The 16435-nt window shown below is 64.5% G+C and carries 18 protein-coding genes; 13 read left to right on the top strand and 5 right to left on the bottom strand.

The annotated features are described in order from the left end of the window. Positions 1-116: 116 nt before the first annotated feature. The 4 genes from LZ585_RS00160 (at position 117) to LZ585_RS00145 (ending at position 4103) form a co-directional block, all read left to right on the top strand. A complete protein-coding gene (locus LZ585_RS00160) occupies positions 117-1994 on the top strand; it encodes a methanol/ethanol family PQQ-dependent dehydrogenase (RefSeq protein ID WP_234854355.1) in 1878 nt (625 codons plus the stop codon). A gap of 117 nt (positions 1995-2111) precedes the next feature. Then, positions 2112-2762 (top strand): c-type cytochrome, methanol metabolism-related, encoded by a 651-nt coding sequence (locus LZ585_RS00155; protein ID WP_306753430.1) that lies wholly within the window; start codon positions 2112-2114, stop codon positions 2760-2762. A gap of 1 nt (position 2763) precedes the next feature. Then, complete coding sequence (locus LZ585_RS00150) at positions 2764-3576, top strand: quinoprotein dehydrogenase-associated putative ABC transporter substrate-binding protein (RefSeq protein ID WP_234854354.1); 813 nt, start codon at positions 2764-2766, stop codon at positions 3574-3576. Continuing rightward, complete coding sequence (locus LZ585_RS00145; protein ID WP_234854353.1) at positions 3573-4103, top strand: PQQ-dependent catabolism-associated CXXCW motif protein; 531 nt, start codon at positions 3573-3575, stop codon at positions 4101-4103. The genes LZ585_RS00150 and LZ585_RS00145 overlap by 4 nt, the downstream gene beginning before the upstream one ends. Here the strand turns inward: LZ585_RS00145 and LZ585_RS00140 are convergent. Together LZ585_RS00140 and LZ585_RS00135 are read right to left on the bottom strand one after the other, a co-directional pair. Then, the gene (locus LZ585_RS00140; RefSeq protein WP_234854352.1) at positions 4078-4983 is read right to left on the bottom strand and encodes a YVTN family beta-propeller repeat protein; all 906 of its coding nucleotides are present in this window, start codon (positions 4981-4983) and stop codon (positions 4078-4080) included. The genes LZ585_RS00145 and LZ585_RS00140 overlap by 26 nt on opposite strands. Positions 4984-5003: 20 nt before the next feature. Continuing rightward, positions 5004-5561: an SRPBCC family protein gene (locus tag LZ585_RS00135; RefSeq protein WP_390625082.1), complete on the bottom strand. Its 558-nt coding sequence runs from the start codon at positions 5559-5561 to the stop codon at positions 5004-5006. 160 nt (positions 5562-5721) lie between these two features. Between LZ585_RS00135 and LZ585_RS00130 the strand changes: the two genes are divergently transcribed. From LZ585_RS00130 to LZ585_RS00100, 7 genes are read left to right on the top strand one after another with little or no spacing between them, the layout of a single operon-like run. Next, positions 5722-6915, top strand: coding sequence for an ABC transporter substrate-binding protein (locus tag LZ585_RS00130; protein ID WP_390625081.1), 1194 nt, complete (start codon positions 5722-5724; stop codon positions 6913-6915). An 8-nt stretch (positions 6916-6923) separates the two neighbouring features. Next, positions 6924-7889, top strand: coding sequence for a YVTN family beta-propeller repeat protein (locus LZ585_RS00125; RefSeq protein ID WP_234854350.1), 966 nt, complete (start codon positions 6924-6926; stop codon positions 7887-7889). Positions 7890-7924: 35 nt separating this feature from the next. Then, complete coding sequence (locus tag LZ585_RS00120; RefSeq protein ID WP_234854348.1) at positions 7925-8497, top strand: cupredoxin domain-containing protein; 573 nt, start codon at positions 7925-7927, stop codon at positions 8495-8497. Positions 8498-8508: 11 nt separating this feature from the next. Further along, a complete protein-coding gene (locus tag LZ585_RS00115; protein WP_234854347.1) occupies positions 8509-8769 on the top strand; it encodes a hypothetical protein in 261 nt (86 codons plus the stop codon). After that, a complete protein-coding gene (locus tag LZ585_RS00110; RefSeq protein WP_234854346.1) occupies positions 8762-9523 on the top strand; it encodes an ABC transporter ATP-binding protein in 762 nt (253 codons plus the stop codon). The genes LZ585_RS00115 and LZ585_RS00110 overlap by 8 nt, the downstream gene beginning before the upstream one ends. After that, positions 9520-10341 carry an ABC transporter permease gene (locus tag LZ585_RS00105; RefSeq protein ID WP_234854345.1) on the top strand — a complete coding sequence of 274 codons (822 nt, stop codon included), beginning with the start codon at positions 9520-9522 and terminating at the stop codon, positions 10339-10341. The genes LZ585_RS00110 and LZ585_RS00105 overlap by 4 nt, the downstream gene beginning before the upstream one ends. Continuing rightward, positions 10338-10931, top strand: a complete 594-nt coding sequence (locus LZ585_RS00100) for a hypothetical protein (RefSeq protein WP_234854343.1) — start codon at positions 10338-10340, stop codon at positions 10929-10931. Before LZ585_RS00105 ends, LZ585_RS00100 begins: the two co-directional genes overlap by 4 nt. On the opposite strand, the gene LZ585_RS00095 is transcribed toward LZ585_RS00100, so the two are convergent. The 3 genes from LZ585_RS00095 to LZ585_RS00085 form a co-directional block, all read right to left on the bottom strand. Then, positions 10928-11617 (bottom strand): 5'-nucleotidase, lipoprotein e(P4) family, encoded by a 690-nt coding sequence (locus tag LZ585_RS00095; RefSeq protein ID WP_234854341.1) that lies wholly within the window; start codon positions 11615-11617, stop codon positions 10928-10930. The two genes, LZ585_RS00100 and LZ585_RS00095, sit on opposite strands and share 4 nt — an antisense overlap. Positions 11618-11669: 52 nt before the next feature. Continuing rightward, the gene (locus tag LZ585_RS00090) at positions 11670-12917 is read right to left on the bottom strand and encodes an MFS transporter (protein WP_234854340.1); all 1248 of its coding nucleotides are present in this window, start codon (positions 12915-12917) and stop codon (positions 11670-11672) included. 116 nt (positions 12918-13033) lie between these two features. After that, positions 13034-13627: a LolA family protein gene (locus LZ585_RS00085; protein WP_234854339.1), complete on the bottom strand. Its 594-nt coding sequence runs from the start codon at positions 13625-13627 to the stop codon at positions 13034-13036. Positions 13628-13765: 138 nt separating this feature from the next. Between LZ585_RS00085 and LZ585_RS00080 the strand changes: the two genes are divergently transcribed. Next, positions 13766-14998, top strand: a complete 1233-nt coding sequence (locus LZ585_RS00080) for a putative DNA modification/repair radical SAM protein (RefSeq protein ID WP_234854338.1) — start codon at positions 13766-13768, stop codon at positions 14996-14998. Then, positions 14995-16404, top strand: a complete 1410-nt coding sequence (locus LZ585_RS00075; protein ID WP_390625080.1) for a UdgX family uracil-DNA binding protein — start codon at positions 14995-14997, stop codon at positions 16402-16404. The genes LZ585_RS00080 and LZ585_RS00075 overlap by 4 nt, the downstream gene beginning before the upstream one ends. Positions 16405-16435: the final 31 nt, after the last annotated feature.

The raw sequence follows: 16435 nt of genomic DNA, 5'->3' as shown, positions 1-16435 counted from the left end.
GGGCAATTGCCAGAACGGCAGATTGACGCAAGGCATTGTCCGCCAAAGACTACGTTCCAGGACGGCGATGGAGGAGGGAACCCGTCGCACGCTTCCAACAGCGGAGGAATTAATCCATGAAAAGATTGCTGAACAGCACGGTTGCCGTGCTGCTTCTGACGGGCGCGGCGAGCTTTGCCAACGAAAGCGTCCTGACCGAGACAGCCAAGCCCGAACAATGGGCGATCCAGACCGGCGACTATGCCAACACGCGCTATTCGGAACTGGACCAGATCAACCGCGACAACGTGGGCGATCTGCGGGTGGCCTGGACCTTCTCGACCGGCGTGCTGCGCGGGCATGAGGGCAGCCCCCTGGTGATCGGCGACATCATGTATGTCCACACGCCGTTCCCGAACAACGTCTTCGCCCTGGATCTGGCCAACGACGGCAAGATCCTGTGGCGTTACGAACCGCAGCAAAACCCCGAAGTCATTGCCGTCATGTGCTGCGACACGGTCAACCGCGGCTTGGCCTATGCCGACGGGATGGTCATTCTGTCGCAAGCCGACACCACCGTGGTGGCACTGGATGCCAAGACGGGCGAAGTGAAATGGTCCACCAAGATCGGCGATCCGGCGATCGGCGAAACCCTGACCGCGACCGTCATGCCGGTCAAGGACAAGGTGATGGTCGGCGTTTCGGGCGGTGAATACGGCATCCGTGGCCGGTTGACCGCGCTGAACCTGGCCGATGGGACCGAGGCATGGAAAGCCTATTCGACCGGTCCCGACGACGAAATGCTGGTCGATCCCGAAAAGACCACCCATCTGGGCAAGCCGGTCGGGGCCGACAGCAGCCTGAACAGCTGGGAAGGCGATCAGTGGAAGATCGGCGGCGGCTCGATCTGGGGCTGGTTCTCCTATGACCCCGATCTGAACCTGATCTACTACGGCACCGGCAACCCCTCGACCTGGAACCCGTCGCAAAGGCCGGGCGACAACAAGTGGTCGATGACCATCATGGCCCGCGATGCCGATACCGGCATGGCCAAGTGGTTCTACCAGATGACCCCCCACGATGAATGGGACTATGATGGGGTCAACGAAAACATCCTGACCGACCAGGAAATCGACGGCCAGCCGCGCAAACTGCTGACCCACTTCGACCGCAACGGCTTTGGCTATACGCTGGACCGCGAATCGGGCGAACTGCTGGTCGCAGAAAAGTTCGATCCGGCGGTGAACTGGGCGACCCATGTCGAGATGGATCCCAACAGCGACCAGTATGGCCGCCCGCAGGTCGTCGCCGAATACTCGACCGCCCAGAATGGCGAGGATGAGAACACCACCGGCGTCTGCCCGGCGGCCCTTGGATCGAAGGACCAGCAGCCCGCTGCCTATTCGCCCAAGACCCAGACCTTCTATGTGCCGACCAACCACGTCTGCATGGACTATGAACCGTTCCGCGTCGCCTATACGGCGGGCCAGCCCTATGTCGGCGCGACCCTGTCGATGTATCCGGCACCCGACAGCCACGGCGGCATGGGTAACTTCATCGCCTGGGACAATATCGAGGGCAAGATCAAGTGGTCGCTGCCCGAACAGTTCTCGGTCTGGTCGGGGGCCTTGGCCACCGCGGGCGACGTGGTCTTCTATGGCACGCTGGAAGGCTATCTGAAGGCGGTGGATGCCGACACGGGCGAAGAACTGTACAAGTTCAAGACCCCGTCCGGGATCATCGGCAACGTGATGACCTATGAACGCGAAGGCAAGCAGTACATCGGCATCCTGTCGGGCGTCGGCGGCTGGGCCGGGATCGGTCTGGCAGCGGGCCTGACCAACCCGAACGAAGGCCTGGGCGCCGTGGGCGGCTATGCGGCCCTGTCGGATTACACCGAACTGGGCGGCCAGCTGACCGTGTTCGAACTGCCGGGCGAGGCCTCGGCCTCGGCCGAGCCGGCCGCCGACCCTGCGGCGGAACCGGCGCCTGCCGAAGGCGGCACCAGCGGCTAATACTTTCGGCCCGCTAACGTAAAGTTGCGCTATCCAACGCTCCCCCCGAGGATAATCTCCGGGGGGAGTTTTACCTGAGGAGGACCGGGTAAATTGAATTTCGGGAGGAATGAGACAATGAAAGCCATCACCAGCCTTGCGTCCCTGGCGCTTGCCGCGACCGTGGCAACAACTGCCTTCGCGCAGGAAGCGACAACCCAGACCCCCCCGCCCGCCGAGGCCGGCGCAGGCGCGGCAGCCGCCACATCCGGCGCCGCGGCAGCAGCCGAACCCGCAGCACCCGCCGGGGGGGACGATGCGCCCGTCGAGATGGCCGAGGGGGCAACCACCCTTCCCAATGGCATGGACATCACCCCTGTCACCGAGGAAAACGGCCGCTGGTACAATGCCGAGGGCATTCCGACCTTCAAGATCGACAACAACGTCGTCGATTTCGCGACCTTCAACGGGTTCCGCCGCTATCATGCGGAATGCCATGTCTGCCACGGTCCTGACGGCGAAGGGTCCACCTATGCCCCGGCCTTGAAGAATTCAGTCCTGCGCATGGACTACTATGAATTCCAGGAAGTCGTGGCGTCGGGACGCCAGGGCACGAACTCGGTCATGCCTGCGTTCGGGACGAACAAGAACGTCTGGTGCTATGTCGATGACATTTATGTCTATCTGCTGGCCCACGGGACCGGAGAGATTCCGCGCGGCCGTCCTGCGGAACGCGCCGACAAGTCCGACGAATACACGGCGCAGGAAGATTCCTGCATGTCGATGTAAGATGGGCATCCTTCGCTGGCTGATGGCGGCGGTCGTTCTGGGCGGGCTGCCCGCCACGGCCCAGGTGGCGGACCTGCGGTCCACCACGCAGTTTCGGGTCTGCGCGGATCCGGCCAACGCCCCCATGTCGATGCGCGACGGATCGGGCTTTGAAAACAAGCTGGCAGAGGCATTCGGGGAATGGCTGGGCGTGCCTGTCACCTATTCCTGGTTCCCCTCGGGCATGGGTTTCATCGCCAGGACGCTGCGGACAGGGGATTGCGACGTGGTGATGGGCTATGCCCAGGGTGATGAGCTGGTGCAGAACACCAACCATTACTATACCTCGGTGTTCGGGATCGTGACGCGAAAGGACGGCGACCTGGCCGGGGTCGATCACCTTTCCGATCCGGCCTTGAAGGGCCATCCGATCGGGGTGATCGCGGGATCGCCGCCTGCAACGATCATGGCGCGGGCGGGGCTGGCCAAGGATATGCGCGGGGCCGACCTGTTCGTGGACCGCCGCGTCAAGGATCCTGTTGGCGACCTGATCGGGGGCGTCAAGGACGGCACGCTGGACGCGGCCGTCTTGTGGGGACCGCTGTCCGGCCCTCGGGTCAAGGACGATCCCGATCTGCAGTTCACGCCGCTGTTGAAGGAAACAGCGGGGCCGAAGATGTTCTATCGCATCACCATGGGGGTGCGGCTGTCTGAACAGGAATGGAAGCGGGAACTGAACAGCCTGATCCGCCGCCACCAGGACGACATCAACGCCATCCTGCGTGACGCAGGCGTGCCCCTGGTCGATGACTACGGCAAGGAGCTGGTCCAGTGATCCGCGCGGTCTTGCTGGCGCTGCTGCTGGCAGGACCGGCAACGGCCCAGGTGCCTGAACCTGACGCCTATCGGGGCGAGCCTTATCGCGCGCCGGTGCCCGCGACGCTGCGCGGTGCCACGGTTGTCGATGCGGGCGATACCATCCGGCTGCATGGCGAAAACGTCCCGTTCCTGGACGTGCTGCCCCGCAAGACACGGCCCCAGGGCCTGCCCGAGGGTACGATCTGGCGCGAACCGCCCCATGAAACCATCCCCGGTGCGGTCTGGCTGTGGGATACCGGCTGGGAAAACCTGGCCCCTGCCGAACAGGCGCGGTTGGAACGGGGCCTGGAGCAGGTGTCGAAGGGCGACCGGGCGGCGCCCATGGTGATCTTCTGCCGCAGCGATTGCTGGATGAGCTGGAATGCCGCCCGCCGTGCGGTTGCCCTGGGCTACAGCGGCGTCCACTGGTTTCCCGGCGGGATCGAAGGCTGGCTGGCGGCGGGCGGCGCGCCCCTGGTCAAGGCTGTGCCTGCCGGCCCGTGAACTGGCCAAAGGCGCGGGGACCAGAGGGCATCTCGATCTCTGCCGTGATGGTCAGGCTGGCCGCGTCCATGACGACAAGCGTGTCCGATTCCCAGTTTGCGACCGCAACCGCATCGCCGCCGGGCAGGGTGCCGATGCCTTCCGGGTAATCGCCGACTGGGACCTCGGCCAATACGGCCAGGCTGCCGGGGTCGAACACCGTCAGCGTGCCTGCATACTGGTTGGTGACGAACCCCCGGCCCCCCGCGAAAGCCACGGCATAAGGGTGGCTGCCGGTCGGGACATGGCCCGCCAGCGTCCCTGTCCAGGGGTCGATCACGGAAACGCTGTCGCCCTGAACATCCGCTGTCCAGAACCGCCCGTCGTGGAAGGTGATCCCGAAGGGATGCGCGCCCGCCGTCTTGACCTTGTGCAGCAGCGCGCCCGTCTTGGCGTCAAAGATGCTGACCCCGTCGTTGTCGCGATCCGCCGTTGCCACCCATTGCCCGTCAGTGCTGACCGCCACCCCGGCAGGGGCAGCGCCCGTGGGCACGTCCCAGACCACCTGCAGGCTGCGGTCCAGATGCACAAGCCGCGCCCCGAACCAGTCTGTCACGAACAGACCGCCCCCCGGCGCCGCAGCCAGTCCGAATGCGCCTTCGCCCAAGGCGTGGCTGGCCGTGACGCCCCCTGCCTCGTCCAGGATGTAAAGCTGCCCGGTATCCGCCGCGATCACATAGGCGCGGCCCGCTGCCGGATCATAGGCCACGGGCGCGGGCTTGCCCGCAACCGGCGTCTGGGCCAGCACCTTGCCCGACGCCAGATCGACAAGCGTGACCATGTCCGCGTTCTGGCTTGTCACGAAAGCCAAATCCCCCGCGACTGCGGGGGATGCCAGCATCAATGCCAGTGCGGCAAGCCTCACTCGGCCTTGCCGAATCGTTCGACCAGGGCGTCGATGCCCGCCTGATAGATTCCGTTGACCGCCGCCATGGCGGCGTCGTCATTCAGGTTGGCCGGGGGATCGTTGTTGGGAAAGCCGCGATAGAACCCGGCCTTCCAGACCACCTCGGCATGGCCGTCCTTGTCCTTGACCTGTATCGTGGACGAGTAGTTCGTGACCGGCAGAACCTCGACCGCGACGTCGGTGATCATGTATTTGTATTGGCGCTTGTCCGGGTCGATGGACATCAACTGCTCGGTGATGGTCGGATCGCCGCTTTCCGCCTTCAGGTGCAGGACGCGCGTCGATTCCTCGGGGACATCGGCAGGCGCGCCTTCGGGCGTCATTTCGGTACGGGCCACCGCGGGATGCCAGCCCATGTCGTCGAACTTGCCGATCACCTGCCAGACCTCGTCCGGGGTGGCGTCCAGGACAACCGACTGTTCGGTCTTCAGGCGGGCGGGCCCATGGGCTTGGGCGCCAAGGGGCAGGGCCAGCGTCGCGGCGACGGCAAGGCCCAGGATCTTCTGCATCATCTGTTCCGCTTTCTGTCAAACGCCCATGACCATGCGCCAGTCGCCCGCCCGCGTCCATACGACATAAGATTGATCCAAATCTTCCCGATCGCGCCGGGAACATAAACCGTCTTGTCCCAAGCCCCGCCGCGACCCAACATGACAGGCAGGGAGACGAAAAATGTTCAAGGGAATCATAGGACTTTTGGCTGGTGCCGCTGTGCTGGCCGGGCCTGCCATAGCCCAGCAGCCTCAGCCCGAGATGCAGCAGATCCGCGCGGCCGTGCTGCGCGTGGACGAGGAAAGATTGCCCCCCATTTCCCGGCTGGATCTGCCGGTCGAGGATCTGGGATTCGCGGGCGCGCGCCTGGCGATCGAGGACAACGACACAACTGGGCGCTTCATGAACCAGGATTTCGAGGCGCTCGAGATCACCGCTACGCCCGAAACGGCGGGCGCGGAACTGGACAGGATCCTGGCCGAGGGGATCCAGTTCGTCGTGGTCCTGGCCGACGACGCCACGACCCTGGCCCTGGCCGACCAGGCAGGTGACCGCGCCATGCTGCTGAATGCCCGGGCGCGGGGCGATGCCTTGCGGGGGACCGATTGCCGCGCGAACACCATCCATGTCGCGCCCAGCCACGCCATGCTGGCCGACGGGCTAGCGCAGTTCCTGATGTGGAAGAACTGGCCCGACTGGCTGCTGGTCAAGGGCAGCCACCCCGAGGATGAAAACCTGGCCGCCGCCTTTCGCCGTTCCGCCGCCAAGTTCGGCGCCAAGATCGTCGAGGAACGCGTTTACGAAGATACCGGCGGCGCCCGCAGCACCGATTCGGGCCATGTTCAGGTCCAGGCACAGATGCCGGTCTTCACGCAGCGTGCGCCCGATTACGACATCCTGATCGCGGCGGACGAAAGCGACATCTTTGCCCCTTACCTGCCCTATCTGACCTGGGATCCGCGTCCCGTGGCAGGATCGGCCGGCCTGGTCCCGCGAAGCTGGCACCCGGCGATGGAGGCCTGGGGCGGGACGCAGTACCAGAACCGTTTCGAACGCCTGGCGAACCGACCCATCCGAGAGGAAGATTACCAGACCTGGCTGGCCCTGCGCATTGTAGGCGAGGCCGCAACCCGCACCCAGTCCGCCGATCCGGTGGAATTGCGCGAATTCATCCTGTCGGAAGGGTTCGACGTGGCGGGCTTCAAGGGCCGGAAACTGACCGTGCGCGACTGGGACCACCAGGTCCGCCAGCCGATCCTGCTGACCACCGGGCTGCTGACCACCTCGGTCAGTCCGCAGGACCAGTATCTGCACCAGACCAGTGCCCTGGATACGCTGGGCATCGACCGTCCCGAAACCGAATGTTCCTTTTGAGAGGTTCCATGAAGCATATCCTCGCCCTGGCCCCCGCATTTGCCCTTTTGGCGGAACCGGCGCTTGCCAACCGCGTCTTCGTCACCAATGAAAAAGGCAACGATGTCACGGTCCTGGACAGCGACACGCTGGAGGTGATCGGCACCTATCCGGTGGGCAACCGCCCGCGCGGCATCACCATTTCCCCCGACGGAACCGAGCTTTACGTTTGCGCCTCCGACGACAACCTGGTCCGGGTCTTCGATCCGAACACGATGGAGGAATTGCATACCCTGCCGTCCGGCCCCGATCCCGAACTGTTCGTGCTGCATCCGTCCGGCAACCCGCTGTATGTCGCGAACGAGGATGACAACCTTGTCACCGTGGTCGATGTGAAGACCAAGCAGGTGCTGGCCGAAATCCCCGTGGGCGTCGAACCCGAGGGCATGGGCGTCAGCCCGGACGGCAAGATCGTCATCAACACGTCGGAAACGACGAACATGGCGCATTTCATCGATACCGACACCTTCGAGATCGTCGCCAACGTCCTGGTCGATTCGCGCCCCCGCTTCGCCGAGTACAACCACGACGGCACGAAACTGTATGTCAGCGCCGAGATCGGCGGCACGATCAGCGTGATCGACCCCGCGACCCAGCAGATCACCAACAAGATCACGTTCGAGGTTCCGGGCGTCCTGCCCGAAGCGATCCAGCCCGTCGGTGTGCGCGTGACGAATGACGGCAAGAAGGTCTTCGTGGCGCTCGGGCCGTCGAACCGCGTGGCCGTGATCGACGGCGAAACGGACGAGGTCAAGGATTACCTGCTGGTCGGCCAGCGGGTCTGGCAGATGGCCTTCACGCCCGACGAGAAATACCTGTTCACCACCAACGGCAATTCCAACGACGTGTCCGTGATCGACGTGGCATCCGAGGAAGTCGTCAAGTCCGTGCCCGTAGGCCAGCAGCCCTGGGGCGTCGTCGTCGCGCCCAATTGATGCGGCCCACCCTATTCACCAAAGAAGGAAAACCCATGACCCGTTTGCTGACCGTTCTGATGATCATGGCCGGCCTGTCGGTTCCCGCCGCAGCACAGGACGCCGCCGCCACCGAAGGCGCCGCTGCGTCTGAGGCGGCCCCCGAGGCCGCTGCGGCGACCGAAGAAGACGACGACGACGAGGAAGAGGAAGAAGCCGGCGGCGAGGCTGCGGCCACCTATGACGCCAAGGGCAAGTTCGACTATGGCTTCTCGGGCATCATGGCGCGCGACAACCGCACCGACCTGGCGCCGCTGACGCTGGCGTCGGGGCAGCCGGTCGCGGGCGGGGAATACACCCTGAAGTCGGGCGGCTTCTATCGCATCGCCATCAATGCCGATGGCAGCCAGGAACTGGCCTTGTCGGGCGGCGATTTCTTCCGGTCGATCTGGATCAATGAGATCGTCATCAACGACATCGAAATCCGCCCGATGGGTGTCCACAGCATCGAATTCGACAATGCCGGCACGGCGGTGATCAGTTTCATTGCAGTCACGCCGGGACGCTATACATTGTCGGTGCCGGGATCTTCGGGCGAAAGCCAGCAGGCCGTGTTCAACGTCCAGTAAGGGGAAATGCCATGCTGAAATCCGTCCTTTGCGCCGCGATCATCGCCAGCGCCGTCACCCCTGTGCTTGCGCAGGACAATGACATGGCATCAGACCAGGAACTGGCCAGCATAACCGAAGCCCTGGCCAAGATCGGATGTCAGCCTGGCCCGGAAGGGGTGGAGAAGGAACGCGCCGACCTGTTCGAGGTGGACGATGCTGAATGCGAGATTGGCCAGTACGACATCAAGCTGTCTGGCGATTTCACCATCACCAGCATGACCCTTGACTGATTCCACGCAGGAGGCGGGCGCTCTGCCCCCATCCGCCGATGCCCTGCGGATCACCGGCCTGTCGCATCGCTTTGGTTCGGTCCAGGCGCTGGCCGATGTGTCGCTGGCCGTCCCGCGTGGCAGCTTTACCGCCCTTCTGGGCGTTAACGGCGCGGGCAAGACCACGCTGTTTTCGCTGGTGACGCGGCTTTACAGCAATGTCTCGGGCAGCATCGAGGTGGCGGGATACGACTTGCGCCGCCATCCCGCCCAGGCCATGGCGCGCCTGGGCGTGGTGTTCCAAAGCCGCGCCCTGGACGCCGATTTGTCGGTGGCGCAGAACCTAGCCTATCACGCCGCGCTGCACGGAATACCGCGCGCCAAGGCCCGACCGCGCATCGACAAGGTGCTGGACCAGGTGGGGCTGGAAAGCCGCGCGCATGACCGGGTGTCCGCCCTGTCGGGGGGCCAGCAACGGCGCGCGGAAATCGCCCGCGCCCTGATCCACAGCCCCGATCTTTTGCTGCTGGACGAGGCGACGGTGGGGCTGGACGTGAAATCCCGGGCCGAGGTTCTGGCTCTGACACGCCGCCTGATCGCCTCGGAAGGCGTGTCGGCGCTGTGGGCCACGCATATCATGGATGAAATCCAGCCCGACGACGACTTGGTGATCCTGCACAAGGGCCGCGTTCTCAGCCAGGGAAAGACGGCTGCCATTGCCGGGCCTTCGGGGCTGACCCAGACCTTTCTGTCGCTGACCGGGGCCGCCGCATGAGCGAACGTCGTTTCCCTGCGGCCGCCTGGGCCACCGCCTTTCGCGGCATTGCCTGGCGCGAAACGCTGCGCTTTGTCCAGCAGCGCGGGCGGTTCCTGGCCGCCCTGGTGCGCCCGCTGGTCTGGCTGTTCATCTTTGCGGCAGGCTTCAGGGCCGTGCTGGGCCTGTCGATCACGCCGCCCTATCAGACCTATGTCCTTTACGAGGTCTATGTGACCCCCGGCCTTGTCGCGATGATCCAGTTGTTCAACGGGATGCAGTCGTCGCTGTCGATGGTCTATGACCGCGAAACGGGCGCAATGCGCACGCTGCTGGTCAGCCCCTTTCCCCGCTGGTTCCTGCTGGGATCCAAGCTGATGGCAGGGGTGATCGTGTCGATCATCCAGGCCTATACGTTTCTGGCGATCGCCTGGTTCTGGGACATCCGGCCGCCCGCCTGGGGCTATGTCGCGGTCTTTCCCGCGCTGGTCCTGTCGGGGCTGATGCTGGGGGCGCTGGGGTTGTTCCTGTCATCGGCCATCCGACAGTTGGAGAATTTCGCGGGCGTGATGAACTTCGTGATCTTCCCGATGTTCTTTGCGTCCTCGGCGCTTTATCCGCTGTGGCGGATGAACGAAAGCTCGCCCCTTTTGCACGACATCTGCGCGGCCAATCCCTTTACCTATGCGGTGGAACTGATCCGCTTCGCGCTTTACCTTGAGATGAACTGGCAGGCCTTCGGCGTTGTGGCGGGCTGCCTTGCGGTCTTTTTCGGCGGGGCCGTGTTCATGTATGATCCCGCCAAGGGCCTGTGGGCCAGACGGAAGGAAAGAGGATGAAACGCATCATCGTGGCGCTGATCATCGCCGCCGGGCCTGCATGGCCGGCTGCCGGAATTGATCCCGACTGGCCCTGCATCCAGCGCAAGCAGCCGCACCTGTCGCTGGGTCAGGTCTGGACCGGGCCTGCGCCCGACGACCGCATTGCCGAACTGGCCCGCGATCCCCGGATCGAGGCCCTTGCCGCCCGGCTGGAACAACGTCGCCTGCCGCTGGAAGACGCCGAGGCCGAGATCGCGGATTTCGCGGCGCAGGCCGACGATGCGGAACTGACTGCGCTGATGGTGGCGGTGTTCGGCAAGATCGAACCGGATCGGACGGCGCTGATCGACGGCATCGCCCGATATGGCCGCAGCCAGGTGGACATGGCCCGCCGGATCGAGGAACGCCGCGCCGCCATGGCCGACCTGGAGACCGCAACCGATCCCGATTTCGATGCCATCGATGCGGCCGAGGAGGCGCTTGACTGGGATCAGCGCATCTTTACCGAACGCCAGCAATCGCTGACCTATGTCTGCGAAACGCCGGTGATTCTGGAACAACGGGCCTTTGCCCTTGGCCGGGCAATTGCCAGCCACCTGGGCGACTAGCGGGGCTTGGGCGCCTCCCAGGGACGCAGTTCGGCTTCCATCCAGGTGCCATGGGCGGCGTTGGGAAAGACGATCCAATCCTCGCCGAAGCGGTCTGCGTGATCTTCGGCCAGTTGGTGCTGGATATCCAACGTCGCCCCGGCAAAGCAGCCGTGGAAATCGTGCAGCGTGTCGCCCAGTTGCAGGATGATGCGGTGGTCCCGTTCAACGGCCGCGCGGCGTTCGGATTTGGGCGGGCCGAACAGCAGCACCTGGTCCGCATGAACCTGGGGCAGGCCGAGGCGGGAAAGGGTGGCGATGGTCGCCAGCTTGTTTTCCTCGAACCGGTCCGAGACGTAGAAGATCGTGACACCCAAGCGGTCCGCCAGATGAAAGAAATCCGCAGCCCCCGGCAGCAGATGCGGCGCCCCTTCGCGTTCCCACAGCTTCCAGGTCTCGAACCCGTCCAGGGCCTCGCCCAGGGTCATCGCGTGCGCCATGACGGCGGTGTTGTCCAGGATCGTCTCGTCGATGTCGCTGACCACGGCCAGCCCCTTGCCGGTGCCGTTCGCCTCGACCGCCGCGCGCAGCCGCAGCGTGGCCAGGGCATAGCATTGCCGTTGCAAGGCCTTCACCTCGGCTGACCGCTGCTGATAGCGGATCGCGATGGCGCGTTCCGAAGGATGGTGGCGGGTCGGGCTGGTCATGGGCGAATCCTGCAAGACGAGGACCGGACCCTAGAACCACCGCCCGCCGCCGTCAAACCGCCGGAACCGTGGCCGGAAGGCGGGACGGGGCCTCGCGCACCGGCAGATGGATCAGTGCGCTGATTGCGCCGACGCCCACACCGACCCACCAGACAAGGGTATAGTCGCCGTAAGCGTCATACAGCGCGCCGCCCAGCCAGACCCCCAGGAAGGATCCGATCTGGTGGGACAGGAACACGAAGCCATACAGCGTTCCCATGTAGCGCAACCCATAGATATAGGCGACCAGCCCCGAGGTCAGCGGCACCGTTGCCAGCCACAACGCCCCCATTACCAGCGAAAAGACGACAACGCTGATGGGCGTGATCGGCAGCAGGATAAAGGCCGCCGCCGCGATGGTGCGCAGGGTATAGATGCCCGCCAGCAGGTATTTCTTGGTGTAACGCTTGCCCAGCCAGCCCGCGAAGATCGACCCGGCGATATTGGCCATCCCGATCAGGCTGATCGCCGCCGCGCCCAGGGCAGATGTGGTGGTGATCCCGATGCTGGCCAGCGTTCCCATGGGGCTGATCGGGCCGCACATTTCCGTCACCATCGCGGGAAAATGCGCGGTGATGAAGCCAAGCTGATAGCCGCAGGAAAAGAAGCCCACGAAGATCATCAGAAAGGACGGGTCGCGGAAGGCGCGCTTCAGCACGCTGCCCAGGCTTTCCTCAAGCTCGGACCGGGTGGCGGGCTTGCCATCGCCCAGCATCGGCAGGAACAGCAGGCAGGACAGCACGATCACGCCGAAGATCACGAAAACGGTCTGCCAGGCATAGAAGCCCAGCAGAACCTCGGCCAAGGGCGCGCCAAAGACCTGGCCTGCGGATCCGGCTGCGGTGGCGACGCCCAGGGCAAGGCTGCGGTTGTCGTCGCTGGCAGCCCGGCCCACGACGGCCAGGATGACGCCAAAGCCCGTGCCGGCAATGCCGAAGCCGACCATCACCTCCAGCAGCTGCATCGTCGCGGGCGTGGTCGCAAGGGATGTCAGGATCAGCCCCGCCGAATACAGGATCGCGCCCAGGATGATCGCCCAGCGGTCGCCCCAGCGTTCGGCAAGCGCGCCAAAGATCGGCTGCCCGATCCCCCAGGCCAGGTTCTGGATGGCAATGGCCAACGAGAATTCAGCGCGCGGCCAGCCGAAATCGGCGGCGATGGGGATCTGGAAGACGCCGAAGCTGGCCCGCAGGGCGAAGTTGATCAGCAGGATCAGCGATCCGCCGATCAGGATGGGCGTGAACAAACGGGACGTGGTCATGACTGAACCTGCGCGGCATAAGGTCGCGGTCAGCGTTGAACCTGTCCCGTCCGAAGATCAAGCCCCGGCATCGTGATGTGACCCATCAACGTCGTTGATGCGATCACCGGCACCGATCAATTGCGCCGCGCCACCTCGTTGTTGATCGAGAATTTCGATGCCGGGATCGACCCGCCCTCGCGCATCTCGCCCAAGATCACGGTGGTCTTCTGGCCGCTGTCATCGGTCACGACCCATTGACGCAACTGCGTCGGCGCGGCGGTGAAGACCATCTGGATATTGCCGTATTGCGGGTTTTGCGGATCCTGCGCCGTGACAACCGTCGCGTTCTTCGCTTCCGTATGGGCCGTCACCATGTTCGCGCGGCCCAAGTTCACGTTGGCGTCCAGGATGATCGACAGCGGCGTTTGCGACAGCGGATATTGTTGCGGCCCGCTGGATTTCGGATCGAACACCGCCACGTTTCCGCCCGATGCCATGACCAGCGTGTTGTCGTTATTGTATTCGAAACGCACCCGTCCGGGCCGTTGGATATAGACCGTCCCGGTCGAGATCGAACCGTCTGGGTTGACCTGCGTGAATTCAGAGGTCGCTGTCGTCATCCGGTTCAGATAGCGCGACAATTCGTTCAAGGGAATTTTCTCGGCCAGGGCCGGAAAGGCGAGGCCAAGGACAAGGGCGGGCGCAAGGGCGAGCGATCTGATGTTCATGGCGCCGATCATATCCTTTCCAAAACCGGATGCACATCACGTCTGGCGGATGGCACGGGCGGCGAACGCTCGCATCGTTGTGAGGGTTCCGGCCCACAGGCCGTTGAATGGAACGCATCGGGAACATATATTCCACGAATGGCACAACGCACCCTTCAGCAGAAGCTGGCGATCCTGTCGGACGCGGCAAAATACGACGCCTCCTGCGCCAGCAGCGGCACGACGCGGCGCGATTCCCGGGATGGCGGCCTGGGATCGTCGGGGGGCATGGGCATCTGCCATGCCTATACGCCGGACGGGCGCTGCATCAGCCTGCTGAAGATCCTGATGACGAACTTCTGCATCTATGATTGCGCCTATTGCATCAACCGCGTCAGCAGCAATGTCGAACGCGCCCGCTTCACGCCCGAGGAGGTCGTGACGCTGACGCTGGAATTCTATCGCCGCAACATGATCGAGGGGCTGTTCCTGTCGTCTGGCATCATCCGCAGCCCCGATGAGACGATGAGCCAGATGGTTCGCATCGCCCGGACCTTGCGCGTCGAACATGGCTTTAAGGGTTACATCCACCTCAAGACCATTCCCGATGCATCCCCCGCCCTGGTGGCCGAGGCGGGTCTGTATGCCGACCGCCTGTCGGTCAACATCGAACTGCCCCAGGATGCCAGCATCCGGGAACTGGCCCCCGAAAAGCGCCCCGAAACGATCCGCGCCGCCATGGCCGACGTGCGCCTGTCCCGGGAAGCCGCCAAGGAAAAGACCCATACCGGCAAGCGCCCGCCGCGTTTCGCCCCGGCAGGCCAGTCCACGCAGATGATCGTCGGCGCAGATGCGGCGACGGACCGGGACATCCTGGCGACCTCGGCCAACCTGTATTCCGGCTATGACCTGAAGCGGGTTTATTATTCGGCCTTCAGCCCGATTCCCGACGCATCCGCCGCCCTGCCGCTGATCAAGCCGCCCTTGATGCGCGAACACCGGCTGTATCAGGCCGACTGGCTGATGCGCTTTTACGGGTTCGATGCCGAGGAGATCGGCGCGGCCCACCCGTCGGGTTTCCTGGATCTGGCCATTGATCCGAAACTGGCCTGGGCCTTGTCGAATCGGGCGCAGTTTCCTGTCGATGTGGCGACCGCGACCAAGGAAATGCTGCTGCGCGTCCCGGGCTTCGGCACCAAGACGGTGACCCGGATCCTGGCCGCGCGGCGCAACGGGCCGGTGCGCTATGGCGATCTGCTGCGCATGGGGGCGATCATGTCGAAGGCGCGCGCTTTTGTGACGCTGCCCGACTGGCATCCGGGCGCGCTGACCGACAGCGACCGCCTGCGCGCGCGATTCGCGCCCAAGGCCGAGCAGCTGCAATTGCTGTGATCGGCGTCGATCTGCCCCATTTCGGACGTTTCGAGGCCTGGCGCGACACGGCTCGCCAGCTTGCCAGCAGCCGCGTGGCGCCTGACCAGGTGATCTGGGGCGATACCGGGTTGTTCGGCGCCGATCCTGTCCCGCCCCCCGGCTTGCACCCGGTGGTGGCGACCAGGGATTTTCTCAATCTGGCCGGGACCGTGGCCAGCCATTCCGACCCGGAACGCTGGGCCTTGCTGTATGCCGCGCTGATCCGGCTGCAGGATGACCGGGGTTTCATCGCCAATCCTGCCGACCCCCTGACAGACCGGCTGGGTCGCATGGCGAAATCCGTGCGCCGCGACATCCACAAGATGCACGCCTTTGTCCGTTTCAATGAAATGCCGGGCGACGGCCCGCGCCGCCGGTTTGGCGCCTGGTTCGAACCCGAGCATCCCATTCTGGAAGCCGCGTCGCCGTTCTTTGCGAAACGCTTCGCCGACATGGACTGGCTGATCGCCACGCCCGAAGGCACGGCCCGCTTTGACGGCAGTCTGCGATTTGAACCGCCCGCGCCGCGTCCCAACCTGCCCCCCGATGCCAGCCATGAATTGTGGCAAACTTATTTCGCCAACATCTTCAACCCGGCGCGGATCAAGACCAATGCCATGCGGTCGGAAATGCCGGTGAAATACTGGAAGAACCTGCCGGAAACCGGGCTGATCGCGCAGATGCTGGCGGACGCGCCCCGCCGGGTGCAGGCCATGCGCGACGCCGGCGCCAGCACCGCGCCCGGCTTTGCCGCCAAGGTCACGGCACGGATCCGGCAGGCCCCGGACGAGGCCCCGCCCCAAGATCTGGACACTGCCGCAGGGCAGGCCAGCCGCTGCACCCGCTGCGACCTGTGCCATGCCGCAACCCAGACCGTCTGGGGCAAGGGTGATCCCGCAGCGCCCCTGATGATCGTGGGCGAGGCGCCGGGCGATCAGGAAGATCTGCAAGGCCGCCCCTTTGTCGGTCCCGCCGGGCAGTTGCTGCACCGGGTCATGGATCAGGCGGGACTGGACCCGGCCCGTGTCTGGATGACCAATGCGGTGAAGCATTTCAAGTTCACCCCCCGCGGCAAGCGCCGCATCCACCAGACCCCCAATGCCACCGAGGTCAAGCAGTGTCGCTGGTGGCTGGATTTGGAACGCCGCCTTGTCCAGCCGAAGCTGACGCTGGCGATGGGTGCCACGGCGGCTTTTGCCTTGACGGGCGACAACCGCCCCCTGACCCCTCGGCGCGGCATGGTGGAAACCACGCTGGACGGCGGCCCGGTCCTGCTGACCTGGCATCCCAGCCTTATCCTGCGGCTGGATCCAACCCGGGCCGAGGAAGCGCGCCACCAGTTCGCGGCCGACCTGACGCAAGCTGCCAAGATGATGGCCGCCTAAGCGGGCTTTTCATCTTGTTCAAATATCCGCG

Origin of the sequence: Paracoccus everestensis (genome assembly GCF_021491915.1) — a bacterium.
Lineage (GTDB): Bacteria > Pseudomonadota > Alphaproteobacteria > Rhodobacterales > Rhodobacteraceae > Paracoccus > Paracoccus everestensis.
This window is presented reverse-complemented; position numbering and strand designations above follow the sequence as displayed.

What these genes read in the sequence shown, in the direction of transcription:
- LZ585_RS00160 (WP_234854355.1), top strand. Translation starts at nt 117, where the DNA reads ATGAAAAGATTGCTGAACAGCACGGTTGCCGTGCTGCTTCTGACGGGC.
- LZ585_RS00155 (WP_306753430.1), top strand. Translation starts at nt 2,112, where the DNA reads ATGAAAGCCATCACCAGCCTTGCGTCCCTGGCGCTTGCCGCGACCGTG.
- LZ585_RS00150 (WP_234854354.1), top strand. Translation starts at nt 2,764, where the DNA reads ATGGGCATCCTTCGCTGGCTGATGGCGGCGGTCGTTCTGGGCGGGCTG.
- LZ585_RS00140 (WP_234854352.1), bottom strand. Translation starts at nt 4,983, where the DNA reads ATGCTGGCATCCCCCGCAGTCGCGGGGGATTTGGCTTTCGTGACAAGC.
- LZ585_RS00135 (WP_390625082.1), bottom strand. Translation starts at nt 5,561, where the DNA reads ATGATGCAGAAGATCCTGGGCCTTGCCGTCGCCGCGACGCTGGCCCTG.
- LZ585_RS00130 (WP_390625081.1), top strand. Translation starts at nt 5,722, where the DNA reads ATGTTCAAGGGAATCATAGGACTTTTGGCTGGTGCCGCTGTGCTGGCC.
- LZ585_RS00125 (WP_234854350.1), top strand. Translation starts at nt 6,924, where the DNA reads ATGAAGCATATCCTCGCCCTGGCCCCCGCATTTGCCCTTTTGGCGGAA.
- LZ585_RS00120 (WP_234854348.1), top strand. Translation starts at nt 7,925, where the DNA reads ATGACCCGTTTGCTGACCGTTCTGATGATCATGGCCGGCCTGTCGGTT.
- LZ585_RS00115 (WP_234854347.1), top strand. Translation starts at nt 8,509, where the DNA reads ATGCTGAAATCCGTCCTTTGCGCCGCGATCATCGCCAGCGCCGTCACC.
- LZ585_RS00105 (WP_234854345.1), top strand. Translation starts at nt 9,520, where the DNA reads ATGAGCGAACGTCGTTTCCCTGCGGCCGCCTGGGCCACCGCCTTTCGC.
- LZ585_RS00100 (WP_234854343.1), top strand. Translation starts at nt 10,338, where the DNA reads ATGAAACGCATCATCGTGGCGCTGATCATCGCCGCCGGGCCTGCATGG.
- LZ585_RS00095 (WP_234854341.1), bottom strand. Translation starts at nt 11,617, where the DNA reads ATGACCAGCCCGACCCGCCACCATCCTTCGGAACGCGCCATCGCGATC.
- LZ585_RS00090 (WP_234854340.1), bottom strand. Translation starts at nt 12,917, where the DNA reads ATGACCACGTCCCGTTTGTTCACGCCCATCCTGATCGGCGGATCGCTG.
- LZ585_RS00085 (WP_234854339.1), bottom strand. Translation starts at nt 13,627, where the DNA reads ATGAACATCAGATCGCTCGCCCTTGCGCCCGCCCTTGTCCTTGGCCTC.
- LZ585_RS00080 (WP_234854338.1), top strand. Translation starts at nt 13,766, where the DNA reads ATGGCACAACGCACCCTTCAGCAGAAGCTGGCGATCCTGTCGGACGCG.